At 69.8% G+C, this 17,673-nt stretch carries 18 protein-coding genes; 8 read left to right on the top strand and 10 right to left on the bottom strand.

All coding sequences use genetic code 11. The features are described 5' to 3' along the window. Positions 1–92: 92 nt before the first annotated feature. Positions 93–398, bottom strand: a complete 306-nt coding sequence (locus ACX80F_RS06805) for a DUF4193 domain-containing protein (protein ID WP_104048589.1) — start codon at positions 396–398, stop codon at positions 93–95. A gap of 309 nt (positions 399–707) precedes the next feature. On the opposite strand from ACX80F_RS06805, the gene ACX80F_RS06800 reads away from it, so the two are divergent. After that, entirely contained in the window at positions 708–1,571 is an 864-nt protein-coding gene (locus tag ACX80F_RS06800) for a DNA-3-methyladenine glycosylase family protein (RefSeq protein WP_459335619.1), read from the top strand. Here ACX80F_RS06800 and ACX80F_RS06795 read toward each other — a convergent pair. After that, positions 1,568–2,776, bottom strand: coding sequence for a PucR family transcriptional regulator (locus tag ACX80F_RS06795; RefSeq protein WP_459335618.1), 1,209 nt, complete (start codon positions 2,774–2,776; stop codon positions 1,568–1,570). The genes ACX80F_RS06800 and ACX80F_RS06795 overlap by 4 nt on opposite strands. A gap of 97 nt (positions 2,777–2,873) precedes the next feature. On the opposite strand from ACX80F_RS06795, the gene ACX80F_RS06790 reads away from it, so the two are divergent. Continuing rightward, positions 2,874–3,986 carry a ferredoxin reductase gene (locus tag ACX80F_RS06790; protein ID WP_459335617.1) on the top strand — a complete coding sequence of 371 codons (1,113 nt, stop codon included), beginning with the start codon at positions 2,874–2,876 and terminating at the stop codon, positions 3,984–3,986. Between the two features lie 20 nt (positions 3,987–4,006). Further along, on the top strand, positions 4,007–5,152 hold the full coding sequence (locus tag ACX80F_RS06785) for a fatty acid desaturase family protein (RefSeq protein ID WP_459335616.1): 1,146 nt from the start codon (positions 4,007–4,009) through the stop codon (positions 5,150–5,152). 92 nt (positions 5,153–5,244) lie between these two features. Here ACX80F_RS06785 and ACX80F_RS06780 read toward each other — a convergent pair whose 3' ends face one another. Next, entirely contained in the window at positions 5,245–5,742 is a 498-nt protein-coding gene (locus tag ACX80F_RS06780; protein WP_459335615.1) for an SRPBCC family protein, read from the bottom strand. Positions 5,743–5,754: 12 nt separating this feature from the next. Beyond that, entirely contained in the window at positions 5,755–6,102 is a 348-nt protein-coding gene (locus tag ACX80F_RS06775; protein WP_459335614.1) for an ArsR/SmtB family transcription factor, read from the bottom strand. A 102-nt stretch (positions 6,103–6,204) separates the two neighbouring features. Between ACX80F_RS06775 and pta the strand changes: the two genes are divergently transcribed. The 3 genes from pta to ACX80F_RS06760 are packed head-to-tail and all read left to right on the top strand — an operon-like array spanning position 6,205 to position 9,810. Beyond that, complete coding sequence (gene pta / locus ACX80F_RS06770; RefSeq protein WP_459335613.1) at positions 6,205–8,286, top strand: phosphate acetyltransferase; 2,082 nt, start codon at positions 6,205–6,207, stop codon at positions 8,284–8,286. A gap of 49 nt (positions 8,287–8,335) precedes the next feature. Beyond that, complete coding sequence (locus ACX80F_RS06765; RefSeq protein ID WP_459335612.1) at positions 8,336–9,478, top strand: acetate/propionate family kinase; 1,143 nt, start codon at positions 8,336–8,338, stop codon at positions 9,476–9,478. Next, complete coding sequence (locus tag ACX80F_RS06760) at positions 9,475–9,810, top strand: YnfA family protein (RefSeq protein ID WP_459335611.1); 336 nt, start codon at positions 9,475–9,477, stop codon at positions 9,808–9,810. Before ACX80F_RS06765 ends, ACX80F_RS06760 begins: the two co-directional genes overlap by 4 nt. A gap of 123 nt (positions 9,811–9,933) precedes the next feature. Here the strand turns inward: ACX80F_RS06760 and ACX80F_RS06755 are convergent, their stop codons facing one another. Together ACX80F_RS06755 and ACX80F_RS06750 are read right to left on the bottom strand one after the other, a co-directional pair. Further along, positions 9,934–10,245, bottom strand: coding sequence for an AzlD domain-containing protein (locus ACX80F_RS06755; protein WP_459335610.1), 312 nt, complete (start codon positions 10,243–10,245; stop codon positions 9,934–9,936). Beyond that, positions 10,242–10,979 (bottom strand): AzlC family ABC transporter permease, encoded by a 738-nt coding sequence (locus ACX80F_RS06750; RefSeq protein ID WP_459335609.1) that lies wholly within the window; start codon positions 10,977–10,979, stop codon positions 10,242–10,244. Before ACX80F_RS06750 ends, ACX80F_RS06755 begins: the two co-directional genes overlap by 4 nt. 98 nt (positions 10,980–11,077) lie before the next feature. On the opposite strand from ACX80F_RS06750, the gene ACX80F_RS06745 reads away from it, so the two are divergent. Then, positions 11,078–12,268 carry a zinc-dependent alcohol dehydrogenase gene (locus tag ACX80F_RS06745; protein WP_459335608.1) on the top strand — a complete coding sequence of 397 codons (1,191 nt, stop codon included), beginning with the start codon at positions 11,078–11,080 and terminating at the stop codon, positions 12,266–12,268. A gap of 72 nt (positions 12,269–12,340) precedes the next feature. On the opposite strand, the gene ACX80F_RS06740 is transcribed toward ACX80F_RS06745, so the two are convergent. Further along, positions 12,341–14,152 carry a glycoside hydrolase family 15 protein gene (locus ACX80F_RS06740; protein ID WP_459335607.1) on the bottom strand — a complete coding sequence of 604 codons (1,812 nt, stop codon included), beginning with the start codon at positions 14,150–14,152 and terminating at the stop codon, positions 12,341–12,343. A 37-nt stretch (positions 14,153–14,189) separates the two neighbouring features. Next, entirely contained in the window at positions 14,190–15,056 is an 867-nt protein-coding gene (locus ACX80F_RS06735; RefSeq protein WP_459335606.1) for a glycerophosphodiester phosphodiesterase, read from the bottom strand. A 131-nt stretch (positions 15,057–15,187) separates the two neighbouring features. Between ACX80F_RS06735 and ACX80F_RS06730 the strand changes: the two genes are divergently transcribed. Next, entirely contained in the window at positions 15,188–16,435 is a 1,248-nt protein-coding gene (locus ACX80F_RS06730; protein WP_459335664.1) for a DUF445 domain-containing protein, read from the top strand. Here the strand turns inward: ACX80F_RS06730 and ACX80F_RS06725 are convergent. Next, positions 16,432–17,187, bottom strand: a complete 756-nt coding sequence (locus tag ACX80F_RS06725) for a hypothetical protein (protein WP_459335605.1) — start codon at positions 17,185–17,187, stop codon at positions 16,432–16,434. The genes ACX80F_RS06730 and ACX80F_RS06725 overlap by 4 nt on opposite strands. Positions 17,188–17,403: 216 nt before the next feature. After that, positions 17,404–17,673 (bottom strand): GlsB/YeaQ/YmgE family stress response membrane protein, encoded by a 270-nt coding sequence (locus ACX80F_RS06720; protein WP_459335604.1) that lies wholly within the window; start codon positions 17,671–17,673, stop codon positions 17,404–17,406.

The following is a 17,673-nucleotide window of genomic DNA, read 5'->3' as shown; positions in this document are numbered from 1 at the left end:
CCGGGTGGTCGTGACCGACCCGTCACCGAACCGGTTAAGGAGGAAAGCCCCCGGCCGGGGGCCAGGGGCTCTGCAAGCGTGCGGAGGAGCGGTCAGCCCTCGCACTCGGTGCAGTATTTGTCGCCGTTCTTCTCGCGCGCAAGCTGGCTGCGGTGGTGCACCAGGAAACAGGACATGCAGGTGAACTCGTCCTCCTGCTGGGGGATGACCTGGATCAGGAGTTCCTCGTGCGAGAGGTCGGCGCCCGGAAGGTCAATGCCCTCTGCGGTTTCGCCGTCCTCGACGTCGATCAGCGCGGTCTGCGTGGTTGCGCTGCGCTGAGCCTGAATTGCCTCCAACGACTCGTTGGCCGGCTGGTCTTCCGGACGAACGCGGGGCTCGTCGTAGTCGGTTGCCATTACGGGTGATCTCCTTCTATGGGCGGGAATGTCGCCCAGATGCCACTCTCAACCTCGGCGGAGGCGGAAGTATTCCATATACCGGCTGCAATATACCGGTAAGGGATGGGACTTTTCTCCACGCCCGTCCTCCATGTCCCTCCGAACTTCGTTGTGACGGAAGACCCCGGGCGTGATAGGCGGATCGAAGCGCGCGTAGGCTGGGACGCGGTCCCCTTCCCGAATCCCGAGGAGTTGCATGTCCGTGGCACGCGACCCCGGCGGCAGGACGGTGCTCGCGACCGGCGTGGCCGTCCACGCCGTCCGCCCGTGAGCCGCACCGCCGTCCTCGCGCCGAACGGCGCTCTGGCGGCCGGCCCCATGGCCGCGATCCTGTTGAACCACGCCATCCCCGGCTGCGAGCTGGCCGACCCGTCCGGGCGCTCGCACACGCGACTGCTGCCGACGCCGGGCGGTCCCCGCCGCGTCACGGTGACCATCGGAGCCGACGACGTCGAACTGAGCGCGGATACGGACGATGACGCCGAGTTCGCGCACCTCGTGCGCCTCACACGTACGTGGCTGGACCTCGACACCGACGTCGCCGCCGTCGAGCGTGCGTTCGACGGCGATCCGCTCCTCGGCCCGCTGGTCCGGCAGCACCCCGGGCTGCGCGCGGTCGGCTACCCCGAGCCCTTCGAGGCCGCCGTCATGACGGTCCTCGGCCAGCAGGTGTCCGTCGCCGCGGGCGGCACGTTCGGCGGGCGGCTCGCGGCGGCGTACGGTGAGCGGTTGGTGTCGGGCCTGACGCTGTTCCCGACGCCCCAATCCCTTGCCGACGCACCGCCCGAGGAGCTGCGTGCGGCTGTGGGCGTGACGCGCACGCGGGGTGCGACGGTGCAGCACGTGGCCCGCGCCGTCGCCGGCGGCCTGACGCTGGACCCCGACGCCGATCCCGCGGTGCTGCGCCGGCAGCTGCTCGCGATCCCCGGGATCGGCCCATGGTCCGCCGACTACCTCGCCGTACGGGTCCTGCGCGATCCGGACGCGTTCACGCCGGGCGACCTCGTGGCACGCCGGGCCATGGGCAACCCCACCATCCGGGATGCCGAGAGGCTGTCGGAGGACTGGCGTCCCTACCGCGCCTACGCCCTGTTCCACCTCTGGACGGCGGCGACCTACCGAGGCGTCTAGGCGGACGGGGCGGGGACCTTCAGGTCACTGCGCAGCGCGATCTCCAGTTCGAAGCGCACCTTCGGGTCCTTCAGGCAATCACCGAACAGCTCGCGCAGCTGCTGGACGCGATAGCCGACCGTCTGCCCATGGATGCCGAGCTCCTCGGCGATCGGAGCACGCTGGCCCCAGTGCCGCAGCCAGGCCAGGAGGGTCTCCTCGAGCTTGACGCGCTGGGCGTCCGGCAGCCCGGCCAGAGGCGCGAGCCGCCGGCGGGACAATTCCCGGACCGCGGACGGCTCGGCCGCGAGGACCACTTCGGTCAGGTTTTCGTCAGCCCACACCGGACCGTCGTCCGCCCCCTCGCGCGGAGGGAGCATGGACGCGGCCAGTACGGCCAGCCGCAGTGACTGCGCCACCTGCTCGAGGCTGCCCGCGGGTCCGATGGCCGCGCTCCGGCCGGTGAGCACGCGGTCGAGCTCGGCGCGCTGCCGCGGTCCGCGTTCGGGCACCAGGGCGACGGCGTCGGTCTCGCGTTCGACGACGATCGCCCCCGCCCCGAGGTGCTGCCGGATCCCCCGGGCACGATCCAGGGGCAGCGTCACCACCGCCACCTGTGCGGGGACGGACCAGTCCGCGAGGGACGCCGCCTGCCGGAGTGCGGTCTCGTCGGCCTGTCCGAGCAGGAGCAGCTCCAGCAGTTCGGCCCGGCGGCGGTCCACGGCCCCGGCCCGCTCCGACTGCTCGAAGGCGTAGGCCTCGGCGCTCACCGCAGAGAGTTCGTCGATGTAGGCCATGATCGACTCCCCGAGGTCCACGACGACGGCGGGGCCCAGGCCCTCCTCCATGGAGCGGCGCGACATCTCCCGGAACGTGACGCGCGCGCCCATCCGGTAGGCACCGAGCAGCGCATCCATGCTGCGCCCCTGGCGGAACTCCCCGCGGCCGAGACCCGCCACGAGCTCACGGCTCTGATCGGAGAGCGCGGGCATCCCGGTCCCCGGCAGTTCGAGGAACCGCTCGAGGGCCGCGGCAACGCCCCGGCGCAGGCCACGACCGAAGTTGCCCTCCATCGGCCGGGCGTAGGCCGGGACCAACTGCGGGACCGCTTCGATGATGGCGTCCACGAGGTCCGGCGTGAGCGGCCTCAACCGGTCGCTGACCTCCGGTGGCAGAGCGAGCCAGGGCGGCTCCGGAGGAGCGATCTCCAGCGTGTCAGAACTCACGGGATCTGCTCCGATCTGTTTCGTCAAGATAATTCTGCTCTGTCAACCCTACGTCAACGGTGCGCGCCATTAGCGGCCGAGGCTATATTGTTGTGAAATGACCCGGTTCAAGAAGTTGGCGCGCGTAACCGCCGCGCTGACCACCCCACTCACGGCGGAAGACTTTCTGGCGCTCTTCAACCCCGTGTACTCCTCGCGCCAGCTTCGCGGCGTCGTGACGCGCGTGGTGCACGAGACCGAGGATTCCGCCACCATCTACTTCCGCCCCGGGCACGGCTGGCACGCGCACCAGGCGGGCCAGTGGGCGCGCATCGGCGTCGAGCTCGACGGGGTCCGCCAGTGGCGCTCCTACTCCCTGAGCGCCGCCGCGGGACACGATCCGGCCATCACCGTCAAGGACGCCGGCTCGGTGTCCCACGTCCTGGTGCGTGACACCAAGCCGGGCGACGTCCTGTTCCTCGACCCGCCCCAGGGCGACTTCGTGCTCCCCGAGCACCCACGGTCCCTGCTCATGCTCACGGCGGGCAGCGGCATCACGCCCGTCATGTCGATGATCCGCACGCTCGTCCCCCGCCGACCGGACGCGGATGTGGTGCTGATCAACTCCAACACCGCCCCGGAGACGAGCGTGTTCCGTGAGGAGCTGGACGAACTGGCGGACCAGTTCCCCAACCTCACGGTCCGGCACTGGTTCACCAGTGCCCGCGGGCGCCTGCAGTTCACCGCCCAGACCATCGCCGACCTCTGCCCCGACTGGCGCTCACGTGCCGCCTACGCCTGCGGCCCCGAGGGGTTCCTGGACGAGGCCGAGGACCTGTGGGAGCGGGAATCGGCCCTCGAGCAGTCGCGCACCGTCCCGGACGTCACCACCGGAGCCGCGACGCAGGGCGTCCCGACCGGCACGCTGACGATCGAACGGTTCAGCACCGACCTCACGGCGGGCGCCGGGCACGACGGCGGCCTCGTCACCTTCGAGCAGTCCGACCGCGAGGTGGAGGCCGACGGCGACACCCCGCTCCTGGACATCGGCGAGGACGCGGGCGTCCTCATGCCGAGCGGCTGCCGGATGGGCATCTGCCACAGCTGCCTCATCCCGCTGCGTGCCGGCCAGGTGCGCGATCTCCGCTCCGGGGAGCTGCACAACACCCCCGGCCAGCTCATCCAGACCTGCGTCTCGGCAGCCGCCGGGCCCGTGAACCTCGACCTGTAACACCCAACGGAGGAGTCATCATGACCACCACAGTGACCCGCCCGGGCGCCCTCGCGGCAACCGGACACCCCCTGGTCCGCCCCGATGCCGCCAAGCATCTGACGGACGAGCAGGTCGAGGAGCTCGGCCGCGAACTCGACGCCGTCCGTGACGAGATCCTCGCGAAGCGCGGGGCCACCGATGCCGCGTACATCCGCCGCGTCATCAAGCTCCAGCGGTCCCTGGAGTTCGCCGGCCGCGGCACCCTCCTGTTCAGCAAGTACAAGCCGGCCTGGTTCGCCGGTACGGCCATGCTGAGCCTCGCGAAGATCATGGAGAACATGGAGATCGGGCACAACGTGCTGCACGGCCAGTGGGACTGGATGCGCGACCCCGACATCCACTCCACCACCTGGGAGTGGGACTTCGTCACCCCGGCGCGCTCCTGGCAGCACACGCACAACGACCTGCACCACCGCTGGACCAACGTCATCGGCAAGGACAGGGACATCGGGTACAACCTGCTCCGCATGGACCCCGACCAGCCGTGGCGCCCTTTCAACCTCGGCAACCCGCTGTACAACGCCATCCTGGCGCCGGTCTTCGAGTGGGGCATCGCCCTGTACGACCTCGAGATCCCGGAGTACAAGGAGGGCCTGAAGTCCAAGAAGGACATGAACCGCGACCTCAAGGCCGTGGGCGTCAAGGTCGTCAAGCAGTTCTCCAAGGACTACGCCGCCACTCCCGCCGTCGCCATGCTGACCGGCTCCGGCAAGCAGGCCCTCTACGGGACGCTCGCCGCCAACGCCATCCGCAACTTCTGGGCGCACGCCGTGATCTTCTGCGGTCACTTCCCCGACGGCACGGACACGTTCACGGAGGAGGAGGTGGACGGCGAGACCCGCGGTGACTGGTACGTCCGCCAGATGATCGGCTCGGCGAACATCTCCGGCTCGAAGCTCATGCACTTCATGACGGGTAACCTGTCCCACCAGATCGAGCACCACTGCTTCCCGGACCTGCCGTCCAACCGGTACGCCGAGGTGGCCGTGAAGGTCCGTGAGATCTGCACCCGCTACGGGCTCCCCTACACCACGGGCCCGCTGCCCAAGCAGGTCGGCTCCACCTGGGCGAAGATCTTCAAGCTCGCCCTGCCCAACCGGAAGCCGAAGGCCGCCACCGCCTGAGACTCCCACTCCTCCGCCGAGAGGACAGCAAGGACCGCCGACAGCGTGCTTCGGCGGTCCTTGCTGCTTTCCCGGGCGGTCCGACGGCGGGCTCAGACCTGCGCGTCCTCCGCGAGGAGGGCGTCCACCTGGCCGAGCGCGAGGGTCAGTCCCTCCTCCATGCCCATCGCCACCATCTGGTCGAGCTGCTCGACGGACTCGAAGGTCGTGGCCATGGTCATCCGGGTCCGGCCGCCGAGGTCCTCGAGGGTCACGGTCGCGTGCGTCTCGCCCATCTCGGGCACGGGGTCACCGTTCTCGTCCGCGAAGCCGTCGTCGAACGTCAGGCGGTGCGGGGCATCGATACCCGTGATGCGCCACCAGCCCCGCGAGGTCTCGCCGTCGGGCCCCCTCATGAAGTAGGCGGCGCGCCCGCCCAGCGCGAACTCGTAGGCATCGAAGGTGGCAGGCCAGGTGGGCGGACCCCACCACCGTTCGAGTTGCCGCGGGTCCGCCCAGATCCGCCAGACGCGTTCGATGCCGGCGTCGAATTCTGCGACGAGCCTGAAGCTGAGCGCTTCGGTGTCCTTTTCCGTACTGATGACGGTCATGATGGTGCCTTCCTAGTCGTTCGTCCCGGCATCGTCGCCGAGAAGGTCCGTGATCCGGTCGACGCGCTGCCGCCAGATCCTTTCGTAGTCGTCGAGCAGGCGCTGCGCCTTCTGTACGCCACCGACCTCTCCGCGCACGATCTGCTCCCGTCCGCGCTTCTCCTTGGAAACCAGTGAGGCCCGTTCGAGCACCGCCACGTGTTTCTGCACTGCCGCGAAGCTCATGTCGTACTGCTCGGCCAGACCGGATACCGAATACTCGGTTACAAGGACGCGCGCCACGATATCCCTCCGTGTCGCGTCGGCGAGCGCGTGGAACACACGGTCCACCTCGTCCTGCGTCGGCATTTCTACAACCATGTGGTTGTACGTTACGCCGGGGTCCGGGCCGGGTCAAGGCCTGGCGGCGACGGCGTGACATCGATTATGGCGGGCCTCCTGCGACCCTGTAAGACTGGGCCCATGACCCGCGGAATATATGTGAGCGCCATGACCAACGGCTCCGGCAAGTCCCTGATCTCCCTGGGCCTGGCGGACATGCTGCACCGGCACGCCGACCGCGTGGGCTTCTTCCGGCCCATCGTCGAAGGGGACGATCCCGCCGCGGACCCCATGGTCCGCCTCATGCAGCGAGCGTTCGACCTCCCCGAGAGCCGTGCCCGCGGCGGCCTCACCCGGGCCGAGGCCCGCGCCCTGCTCGTGACGGGCGACCGCGCGGAGATCGACGCCCGCTGCGTCGCCATCTACAGCGAGATCGCCGCGGAGTGCGACGTCGTCATCGTCGAGGGCACCGACCTGTCCGGGAACGACGCCGCCGTCGAGTTCGACCTCAACGCGCGCCTGGCCAACAACCTCGGCGCCATGGTCCTCGCCGTCGTCAGTGCGAAGGGCATGACCGCCGAGGAGGCCGCCGACGCCGTGGACGTCGCCCGCCGCGAACTCGACGCCGCGAAGGCGTCCCTCCTCGCGATGATGGTCAACCGCGCGGCCGACGACGCCGTCACCGCGATCAGCGAGCAGGTGCGCCCCGGCCGTTCGGGCCGGCCCGTCTACGTGATCCCCGAGCTGTCCGAGATCTCCCAGCCCACCGTCTCCGAGGTGGCCGTGGACCTCGGCGCCCGGCAGATCGCCGGGAACTCGAACCTGGAGCGGGACGTCACCAGCGTGCGCGTCGCCGCCATGAACGTCGGCAACTTCCTGCACCTGCTCACGGACGGCGCGCTCGTGATCGTGCCGGGCGACCGCGCGGACGTCCTGGTGGCGACCCTGGCGTCGTCGTTCTCCCCCGAGTTCCCCGTGCCGTCCGCCCTGTTCCTGACCGGCGGGCTCGCCCCCGATCCCAACATCCTGGCCCTGCTCGCGCAGGCACCGTTCCCCGTCTTCGCGCTCGACGACGACACGTACACCGTGGCCCGCCACGTCAGCGAGGTGCGCGGCGAGATCGCGAGCGGACTGCGCCGCAAGGCCGCCGCCGCGCTGGGCGCCTGGTCGCGGCAGGTCGACGAGAACGAACTGCTCGAGCGCCTCGAACTCCCCCGCCCCGTCAGCATGACGCCGCTGCGCTTCCTGCACGAACTGATCCAGCGGGCCAGGGCCGAGCGCAAGCACATCGTCCTCCCCGAGGGCGAGGACCTGCGGGTCCTGAAGGCCGCCGAGATCCTCCAGCGCCGCGACGTCTGCGACCTCACGATCCTCGGCCCCGAGGCTCGGGTCCGCGAACTCGCCGCCGGCCAGGGCATCGATCTCAGCGGCGTCACGCTCGTGGACCCGTCGACGTCGGACCTGCGCGAGGAGTTCGCCACCGAGTACGTCCGGGTCCGCGCCCACAAGAACGTCTCGATGAAGGAAGCCCGCGAGCGCATGCTCGAGGGAGCATACTTCGGGACGATGATGGTGCAGCTCGGCAGGGTGGACGGCATGGTGTCCGGCGCGGCACACACCACGGCGAACACCATCCGGCCGGCGCTCGAGTTCGTGAAGACCAAGGACGGCGTGAAGATCGTCTCCTCGGTGTTCCTCATGCTGCTGCAGGACCGCGTGCTCGTGTACGGCGACTGCGCGGTCAACCCGGAGCCCAACGAGGAGCAGCTCGCGGACATCGCGGTGGCCTCCGCGGAGACGGCCGAGCAGTTCGGCGTGGAGCCGCGCATCGCCATGCTCTCCTACTCCACGGGTGAGTCGGGCTCCGGCGGCGCGGTGGACGAGGTCCGGCGTGCCACCGAGCTCGTCCGGAAGCAGCGCCCGGACCTCGCGGTCGAGGGCCCCATCCAGTACGACGCCGCCGTCGACGTCTCGGTCGCGGCTTCCAAGCTCCCCGAGTCCTCGGTGGCCGGCCAGGCGACGGTCTTCATCTTCCCGGACCTGAACACAGGCAACAACACCTACAAGGCCGTGCAGCAATCGGCCGGTGCCGTCGCCGTCGGGCCCGTCCTGCAGGGCCTGCGCAAGCCCGTCAACGACCTCTCCCGCGGCTGCACCGTGGAGGACATCGTCAACACCGTGGCCATCACCGCGGTGCAGGCCCAGCAGCCCGCCACCTCCTGACCCCATCCGCCCGAACCCCTCCGTCTGAACCCCCACAGGACAGGACCCCATGATCATCCTCGTCATCAACTCCGGCTCATCCTCGCTCAAGTACCAGGTCCGGGAGGGCGACGACGTCCTCGCGGAGGGCCTCGTCGAGCGGATCGGGGAGGCCGAGGTGCCCGACCACGCGGCGGCGCTCGACCGCGTGGACGGCGAGGTGTCCGCGGCCCTGGACGGCCGCCGGATCGACGCCGTCGGGCACCGTGTGGTCCACGGCGGCGAGCGCTTCAGCGAGCCGGTGCTCATCGACAACGAAATCACCCGGGCCATCGAGCGCCTCAACCCGCTGGCTCCCCTGCACAACCCGGCCGCCGTCACCGGTATCCGCGCCATCACCGACAAGTGGCCGGACCTGCCGCAGGTCGCGGTGTTCGACACGGCGTTCCACCGCACGCTCCCCGAGCACGCCTGGCGGTACGCGGTGCCTGACGAGCTGTACCGGAAGTTCGGGATCCGCCGCTACGGCTTCCACGGCACCTCGCACGCCTTCGTGGCGCGCGGGGCGGCGGACCTGCTCGGCACGGACACCTTCACGGGCGTGATCGCGCATCTCGGCAACGGCGCGTCCGTCACCGCCGTGCGCGACGGCGAGAGCGTCGACACCTCGATGGGCTTCACGCCCCTCGAGGGCCTCGTCATGGGGACCCGGTCGGGTGACATCGACCCGTCCATCCTGCTGTTCCTCCTCCGTGAGGGGTACACCGAACAGGACCTCGACACCCTCCTCAACCGCAACAGCGGGCTCAAGGGTTTGGCGGGCACGAACGACATGCGCTCCGTGACGGAGGCCGCCGACGCCGGTGATTCCCCGGCACAGCGCGCGATCGACGTGGCCTCCTACCGGCTCGCGAAGTACGTGGGCGGCTACCACGTGGCGGTCGGCGGAGCGCAGGCCCTCGTGTTCACTGCAGGCATCGGCGAGAACGCGTCAGCCTTCCGCACCGCCGTCGTCGCCCGGCTGGGCGCTCTCGGCCTGGAACTCGACGAGACGAGGAACGGCGAGCGCAGCAAGGACGCGCGCATCATCAGCACCGAGGCGTCGGCGTTCCCCGTGCTCGTGGTGCCGACCGACGAGGAGGCGGCGATCGCGGAGGCGACGGCCGCCGTCGTCGGCGCCTCCCGGCCCGCCCAGGGGACCCCGAACCCGTGATCCTGCGCATCACGCTCCTGTTCGTCGTCGCCGCGGCGGCCGAGATCGGCGGGGCGTGGCTCATCTGGCAGGCGGTCCGCGAGGGCAGGCCGTGGTGGTGGGCCGGACTCGGCATCATGGCCCTCGGCGCCTACGGCTTCGTGGCCACCCTGCAGCCGGACCCGGACTTCGGGCGGATCCTCGCAGCGTACGGCGGCGTGTTCGTGGCCGGGTCGCTGGCGTGGGGCATGCTCATCGACGGCTTCCGGCCGGACCGCTGGGACCTCCTCGGCTCCGCGGTCTGCCTGCTCGGCGTCGCGCTAATCAGGTTCGTGCCGCGCTCCACGGCCTAGGTAGCCGGCGGGCCCGGGCCCACGTCCCCGCCCGCCTGTCCGGTGGAACCGCACGGTCGGCGGGAGCAGCCAGTCCCACTGGGCCCCGCGGACGATGGGCAGCAGTGCCCCAGCACCCGGGAGTTACGCCGCGCCCAGCAGCCTCGCCACGCCGGCCGCGAGCGCCCCGACCGCGACCACCACGAGGAACGGTGCCCGCAGCCACAGCGCGACGGCGGCCGCCACCAGCGCCGCGAGCCGCGCGTCGACGACGAGCACCTGACCGGACGCGAACGCGTTCGTCGCCGTCAGGGCGGCGAGCAGGCCGATGGTCAGCGACCCGGCGACGCGCAGCATGCGTGGATTGTCGAGCAGTCTCGCGGGCACCAGGAAGCCGAGGAACTTCGTGGCGATCGACACCGCACATGCGAGCAGGACCCAGCCCCACAGGCTCATACGTCCCCCCGCACCGGGCCAGCAGGCGCCGAGGGGTACGGCTCGACGTCGGGTTCCAGTCCCTCCGTCGCCGGTCCGAGCCCCGAGAGCCCAAGCACTGCGGCCACGACGGCCGCGATGAGGATCGGCACGCCCGGTGGGACGAGGGGCACGGCGATGAGCGTGACGACGGCGCAGACCACGGCGATCGCCGCAGGCTCCCGCGAGCGGATGCGCGGCCACAGCAGGCCGAGGAACGCGGCAACAGCGGCGCCGTCGAGGCCCCAGCGGGCCGGATCACCCATCGCGTTCCCCGCCAGCGCGCCCACGAGCGTGAAGAGGTTCCACAGCACGAAGACGCCGATCCCGGCGGCCCAGAACCCGCGGCGCTGTTCCTCCGGATCGGTCTGACCCGTCGCGGTGGCCACCGACTCGTCGATCGTGAGGTGCGCGGCAGGGAGCTTCCGCCAGCGGGACGGTCGGAGCAGCACGTTGACCTGCATACCGTAGACGCCGTTGCGGATCCCCAGCAGCGCCGCGGCGGACATCGCCGAGAGGCCGCTCCCCCCGCCGGCGACGACACCGATGAAGGCGAACTGCGAACCACCGCTGAACAGCAGGAGGCTGAGCGCCATGGTCTGGAGGAGCGTCAGCCCGGCCGCGACGGACAGCGCGCCGAAGGAGAGGCCGTACAGGCCGGTCGCGATCGCGACGGACAGGGCCACCCGGACCGCCGGGGATGAGAGAAGCTGCACCTGACAAGGCTAGGCGACGAGGAGGTTCGACTTTCCATTCGCGGTGAAGAGGTGAATAGTGGGAAGGGAAGCCTACTTACTACCCGGAGGAGCACCACATGAAGGCAGTGACATGGCAGGGCAAGCGCAACATCAGCGTGGAGAACGTGCCCGACCCCACGATCCAGGAACCCACGGACGCAATCGTCCGCATCACCTCGACCGCCATCTGCGGCTCGGACCTGCACCTCTACGAGGTGCTCGGCCCGTACATGCACAAGGGCGACATCCTCGGCCACGAGCCGATGGGCATTGTCGAGGAGGTGGGCTCGGGCATCAGCAACCTCAAGGTCGGCGACCGCGTCGTCATCCCGTTCAACATCTCCTGCGGCTACTGCTTCATGTGCACGCGCGGCCTGCAGTCGCAGTGCGAGACCACCCAGGTGCACGCGAAGGGGTCGGGCGCGTCCCTGTTCGGCTTCTCCGAGTTGTACGGCTCGGTGCCCGGCGGCCAGGCGGAGTTCCTGCGCGTCCCCTTCGCCGACTACGGCGCGGTGAAGGTCGGCTCGGACCTGCCGGATGAGCGCTACCTCTACCTCTCGGACATCCTCCCGACGGCATGGCAGGGCGTGCAGTACGCGGACGTGCCGAAGGACGGCGTCCTCACGGTGTACGGTCTCGGACCGGTCGGCCAGTTCGCCGCACGCATCGGCAGGCACCTGGGCCACCGCGTGATCGCCGTCGAGCCCGTCCCCGAACGCCGCGAGATGGCCAAGCGCCACGGCATCGAGACCCTCGACTTCACGAAGGACACCGCGGAGGAACTGCGCAGTATGACCGGCGGGCGCGGCCCGGACGCGATCGTGGACGCCGTCGGCATGGAGGCGCACGGTTCCCCGGTGGGCGCCTTCGCGCAGAACGCCGTGGGCATCCTCCCGGACAAGCTGGCACAGAAGGTCATGGAGACCGGCGGCAGCGACCGCACGAGCGTCCTGCACTCCGCCATCGACGCCGTCCGGCGGGGCGGGACCATATCCCTCAGCGGGGTCTACGGCGGCACGGCCACCCCCATGCCGATGCTGACCATGTTCGACAAGCAGATCCAGCTGCGCATGGGCCAGTGCAACGTGCGGAGCTGGACGGACGAGCTCCTCCCGATCGTCGAGGATCCCGCGGACCCGCTGGGCGTCATGGACCTCATGACCCACGAGGTCTCGATCGACGAGGCGCCGGCCGCCTACAAGCACTTCCAGAAGAAGACGGACGGCACCATCAAGGTGGTCCTCAAGCCGCAGGGCGTCACGCTCTAGCAGCGAGGCAGGACGACGGCGGGAGCCCGGCTGCTGGTAGTCGGGCTCCCGCCGTCGTCCTGCCCAGTGCACCTAGTCCTGGGCGACCGCCTCGTAGGGGTCGGCCGTCCCGTTCGCGACCTGCAGCGCGTCCGCGGCGCGGACCAGGGCGAGGTGCGAGAACGCCTGCGGGAAGTTGCCCGCCATGCGTTCGTGGACGGGGTCGTACTCCTCGGCCAGCAGGCCGAGTTCGTTCGAGTAGCCCACGAGCTGATCCATGAGCCGGGCGGCCTCGTCGGTCCTTCCGCTGTGTGCGTACTGCTCGACGAGCCAGAACGAGCATGCGAGGAACGGGTGCTCCCCGGGTTCGAGGCCGTCGTCCGCGTTGTCGGTGCGGTACCGCAGCAGCAGCCCGTGGTCGTCCAGGAGATCGGCTTCGATCCGCTCCACGGTGCGCAGCATCAGGGGGTCGTCGTAGTCGAGGAAGCCGACGTGCGGCAGCTGGAGCAGGGAGGCATCCACCTCGGTCCCCCCGTACACCTGGGTGAAGGACCCGAGGCCGGCGTTGAAGCCGTGCTCCAGGATCTCCTCGCGCAGGCTGTCGCGGATCTCCGTCCAGCGCTGCTGGTGGCCGGGCAGTCCGTGGTCCCGGACGGCGCGTACCGCGCAATCGAACGCCGCCCACATCATCACGCGCGAGTGGGTGAAGTGCTGGGGCTCTCCGCGCATCTCCCAGATCCCGTGGTCCTTGTCGTGGAGGTGGTTCTCGGCGAACGCCAGGAGGGCCCGCTGGAGGGGCCACGAGAAGTTGTCCTCGGTGACGCCGTGGACCCGCAGCTTCTCGAGCGCCACCATGACCTCGCCCACGACGTCCGCCTGGTACTGGTCGACGGCGCCGTTGCCCACGCGCACGGGCGTCGAGTCGGCATAGCCGGGCAGGTGGTCGAGTTCGCGTTCGGGCAGTTGCCGCTCCCCGGCCAGCCCGTACATGATCTGCAGGTCGGCGGGATCGCCGGCGACCGCCCGCAGCAGCCAGTTGCGCCATTCCAGCGCCTCCTCGGAGAAGCCATGGGTCATCATGGCCTCGAGGGTCAGGGCGGCGTCGCGGAGCCAGCAGAAGCGGTAGTCCCAGTTGCGGGAGCCGCCGAACTGTTCGGGCAGGGACGTCGTCGGAGCGGCGACGATCCCGCCGGTGTCCTCGTGCGTGAGGGCCCGCAGCACGAGCAGTGAGCGCCGGACGGCGTCGGAGTGCTCGCCCTCGATCTTGCAGCTGGCACCCCAGGCGCGCCAGTAGCTGATGGTGCTGTCGAGTGCCTCGTCGATGTCCAGGGGGTGCGGTTCGTCGCGGTGCGAGGGGTACCACACGAGTTCCAGGTCGACGACGTCGCCTTCGGCCACCGTGAACGTGCCCTGGTGGCGACGATCCGTGGCCTTCAGCCGCGGCCCCCGGAGAAGCAACGCGTCGGGGCCCGCGATTGCGAGGAGTGCGGGGCCGCCGTCGTGTGTTCCCTGCGTGACCCACGGCATGATGCTGCCGTAGCCGAACCGGATCTGCAGCTCCTGCCGCATGGTGACGGTGCCGCGGAGCCCCTGGATCCGTCGCACCACGTTGGCGCGGCGGTCCGTGACCGGCATGAATTCGGTGACCAGTACCTCCCCCTCGCTGGTTCTCCAACGGGTCTGGAGGACGAAGGTGGAATCGATGTAACTCCGCTCCACCACGTCGGCGTCCGCCTCCGGTTCCAGGAGCCATCGGCCGTGCTGCGGCGTGCCGAGCATCGCGGAGAACACCGACTCGGAGTCGAACCGGGGGAAGCTGAGCCAGTCCACGCTGCCCCTCCGGGAGACGAGGGCACCGGTGTGCAGGTCGGACAGGAGCGCGTAGTCCTCGATCGGGGATTGCATCCTGCAACTCAATCACATGCCCGGCGCGACCGCCCGATCAGCCGTTCTTTCCCGTGAAGGCTTCCCGCATGCGTGCCGGATAGTCCGTCGTGATCTCCTGCACCCCAAGCTCCGCGAGATACCGCGCGTCCTTGACCGAGTTCACGGTCCAGACCCGCACCCGCACGCCGTCCCGAATCCAGCGGCGCACGCGTCCGCGGTGGGTGCGGGTGTACCGCATACCCGGCCCCACCATCCCCACCTGATGATGGTTCACGAGCTGCTCGCCCTCCTTCAGCGCGCGGCGCATGACGGTGATCAGCGCCCCCTCGGTGAGTGGCCCGAAGCGCAGCGCGTCACGCACCTCCCGCGGCTTCATGTCCGACACCAGCTGGCACAGCACGTGGGCGGGCGCCGATTCGGCGAGCTGCCGCATCGAGTCGGGGTTGAAGCTCATGAAACTCACCTCGATGCTGCCGAGCATCGACGACTCCGGATCCCACCCCTCGTCCATGAGGAAGGCGATCACCGCGTCCTCGAGCCGCAGGCCGGAGGGGCTCGGGTGCTTCAGCTCGATGGCCAGCCGGACCGGGCGCCCCGCCCGGCGCAGCAGCAGGATCAGGTCCGCGAGGGTGAGGAACTGCTCGGACGCACTGCCGTACTCGGCCGGGATGCCCGCGCCCTTCCAGGAACAGACGTCGAGCCCCCGCAGCTCCTCCAGCGTGTGGTCCGCCACCCGGCCGGTCCCATTGGTGGTGCGGTCCACGGTGGTGTCATGGATGCACACGAGCTGTTCGTCCCGGGTCAGGTGCACATCGCACTCGACGCCGTCGGCACCGTCCGCGAGGGCCTGCAGGTAGGCGGCGCGGGTGTGCTCGGCGTAGATACCGCTGCTGCCGCGATGGGCGAAGATCACAGGAGGCACGGGGCATCCCCTCACGTGGTGATTGATGTCCCCTTACGGTACGCGACGGCCGATCGGGGCACACCACGGGCACCCGGTCCCGCGGCGGGCAGGAGGCCTCCCTCGATAGACTCGGGAGGGTGAACGCGCAGATGACCGATACCGACGCGGACCGGGCAGCAGCCCTCCGCCGCATGAAGATCCTCGCGACCGGGCTGCTGGCCCTCATGGCGGTGATCTTCGTGGTGGCGTTCGCGCTGCAGGACACCTATCCCTGGCTCCAGTACGTCCGTGCGGCGGCGGAGGGCGGCATGGTCGGCGCGCTCGCGGACTGGTTCGCCGTCACCGCCCTGTTCAAGCACCCGATGGGTCTCAACATCCCGCACACCGCGATCATCCCGCGCAAGAAGGACCAGATCGGTGAATCGCTGGGCCAGTTCGTAGAGGAGAACTTCCTCTCCGAGGACGTGGTCCGGGCCAAGCTGGACTCGGCGCGCATCGCCCAGAAGTCCGGCGCGTGGCTGGAGAAGCCGGAGAGCGCCGACCGGGTGGCAGCAGAGGGAGCGGCGCTGATCCGCGGCATGTTCACGGTGCTGAACGACGACGCCGTACAGTCCGTGATCGAATCCATGGTCCGGAAGCACCTGCTGGATCCGCCCTGGGGACCGCCGATCGGCAGCATCGCCGAGCGCGTCTTCGCAGACGGGCACCACCACCGGCTCGTGGACCTGCTCGTGGACCGGGCCGCCGACTGGGTGGACGGCAACTACGCCGTCGTGACCAGGGTCGTCGCCCAGCGGTCCCCCACCTGGGTCCCCCGCCTCGTCGACGGCGTCGTCGGGGATCGGGTCCACGCGGAACTGTCCAAGTTCATCCGCGCCATCCAGGACGACCAGCAGCACGACGTACGGATCGCCATCGACAAGTACCTCAGGGACCTCGCGCGGGACCTGCAGCACAAGCCGGAGACGATCGCCAAGGCCGAGGAGATCAAGGGGCAGCTGCTCGACGACCCGCGGGTCCGTGACCTCACCGCGCGCACCTGGTCGACCATCAAGAACGCCCTGCTCGAGGCCGTCAATGACCCGGACAGCGAGCTGACCTCGAAGTTCAAGGCGGCCATCCGGGACTTCGGCTCGCGGTTGACGAACGACCCCGACCTCGCCCACCGGGTGAACCTGTGGATCGCCGACGGTGCGTCCTACGCGGTGCGCACCTACCGCAGCGAGATCGCCGGCGTCATCTCCGAGACGGTGGGCCGCTGGGACGCGGAGGAGACCTCACGGAAGATCGAGCTGCAGGTCGGCAAGGACCTGCAGTTCATCCGCATCAACGGCACCGTGGTCGGCTCGCTGGCCGGCCTCCTGATCTTCTCCGTCGCCCACGCGATCTTCGGTTAGGCGCGCTTCTTCCGCGCGCCCGGTTCGGGGAGTCGCAGGACGTCGGCGAGCTCGCCCGGGATGGTCTGCGGAAGCGGGCCGAAGGCCTCCCTCGTGGTGCGGATGACCGACTTGCCCATGAGGTGGTTGCCGCTTCCGCCGATGACGGCGCCCACCCCGAACGGGAGGGCGCGCCCCAGCATGAAGCCGCCCTGCTTGGCGAGGAACTTCTTCAGGAACCGCCGCTGGATGGACCCGGTGAGGGTCTTGACCAGTGACGGCGAGGCGGACTTGTTGACCAGCTGGCCCCAGTACTGGGGCGCGCCCTGCCCGGCGGACGAGCCGAGGATGGAACGGATGAGCGCGGTGCCCTCCTCTCCCATGAGGATGGCCATCACCATGGCGCGCGAGCGCTCGGGGTCCGCCGTACTGACGCCGTGCAGCTCCGCCACCGATTCGGCATAGAGCGCGGTGGCCTCGAGGAACCCGATCGTCGCGGCGCCGGACAGACCGAGCGCGGCGAGTGTTCCGACGGCGGGAACGGCCGCGGTGGCGCCGACAGCGGCGCCGGCGACCGTCGTGGCCCGCAGGTAGTCGCGTTCGAGCAGGAGAGTCAGTTCGGCGGGAGACGCCTCCGGGTGGCGGCGTCGGAGCCGGTCGATGTTGGCGATGATCAGGGGGCGCTGGACGTCCAGCGCCCGTTCGATGCCCCGGAGGATGGCGGGTTTCGGGTTGCCGTCCTTGTCGAACAGCGTCCCGTTCGCAGCCTTCACGGCTGGGTTCTCCTTGTTACGGCCAAACATCGTGGTCCTTCCGGCGGTGATCGGTGTCCTGCTGGCAATTTTAGGTGGGGCGTCTGCCGCCGCGGCGGGGTTCCGCTGCCGGCGCAGAGCGCCGGCGGCGGTACGGACAAAAGGAAGAAGGCGCCACCGGGAGCCGGTGGCGCCTTCTCCTCGACTGCTCCCCCACGGTGCAGCCGGTACTTCCGACTAGACGCGCGAGCCCTTGCGGCCGGTGACGGCGCCGTAGATGACGAGCACGATCAGCGCGCCGCCGATGGCCAGCAGCCAGGTGGAGAGGCTGAAGAAGCTGTCGACACCGACGCCGAAGATGGCGCTACCGATGAAGCCGCCCAGCAGGGCGCCGACGACGCCGAGGACGAGCGTGATGATCCAGCCGCCACCCTGACGACCCGGGAGGATCAGCTTGGCGATTGCGCCGGCGATAAGGCCCAGGATGAGCCAACCAATAATTCCCAT

The sequence above is a fragment of the Arthrobacter sp. TMS2-4 genome (assembly GCF_054511075.1).
This window is presented reverse-complemented; position numbering and strand designations above follow the sequence as displayed.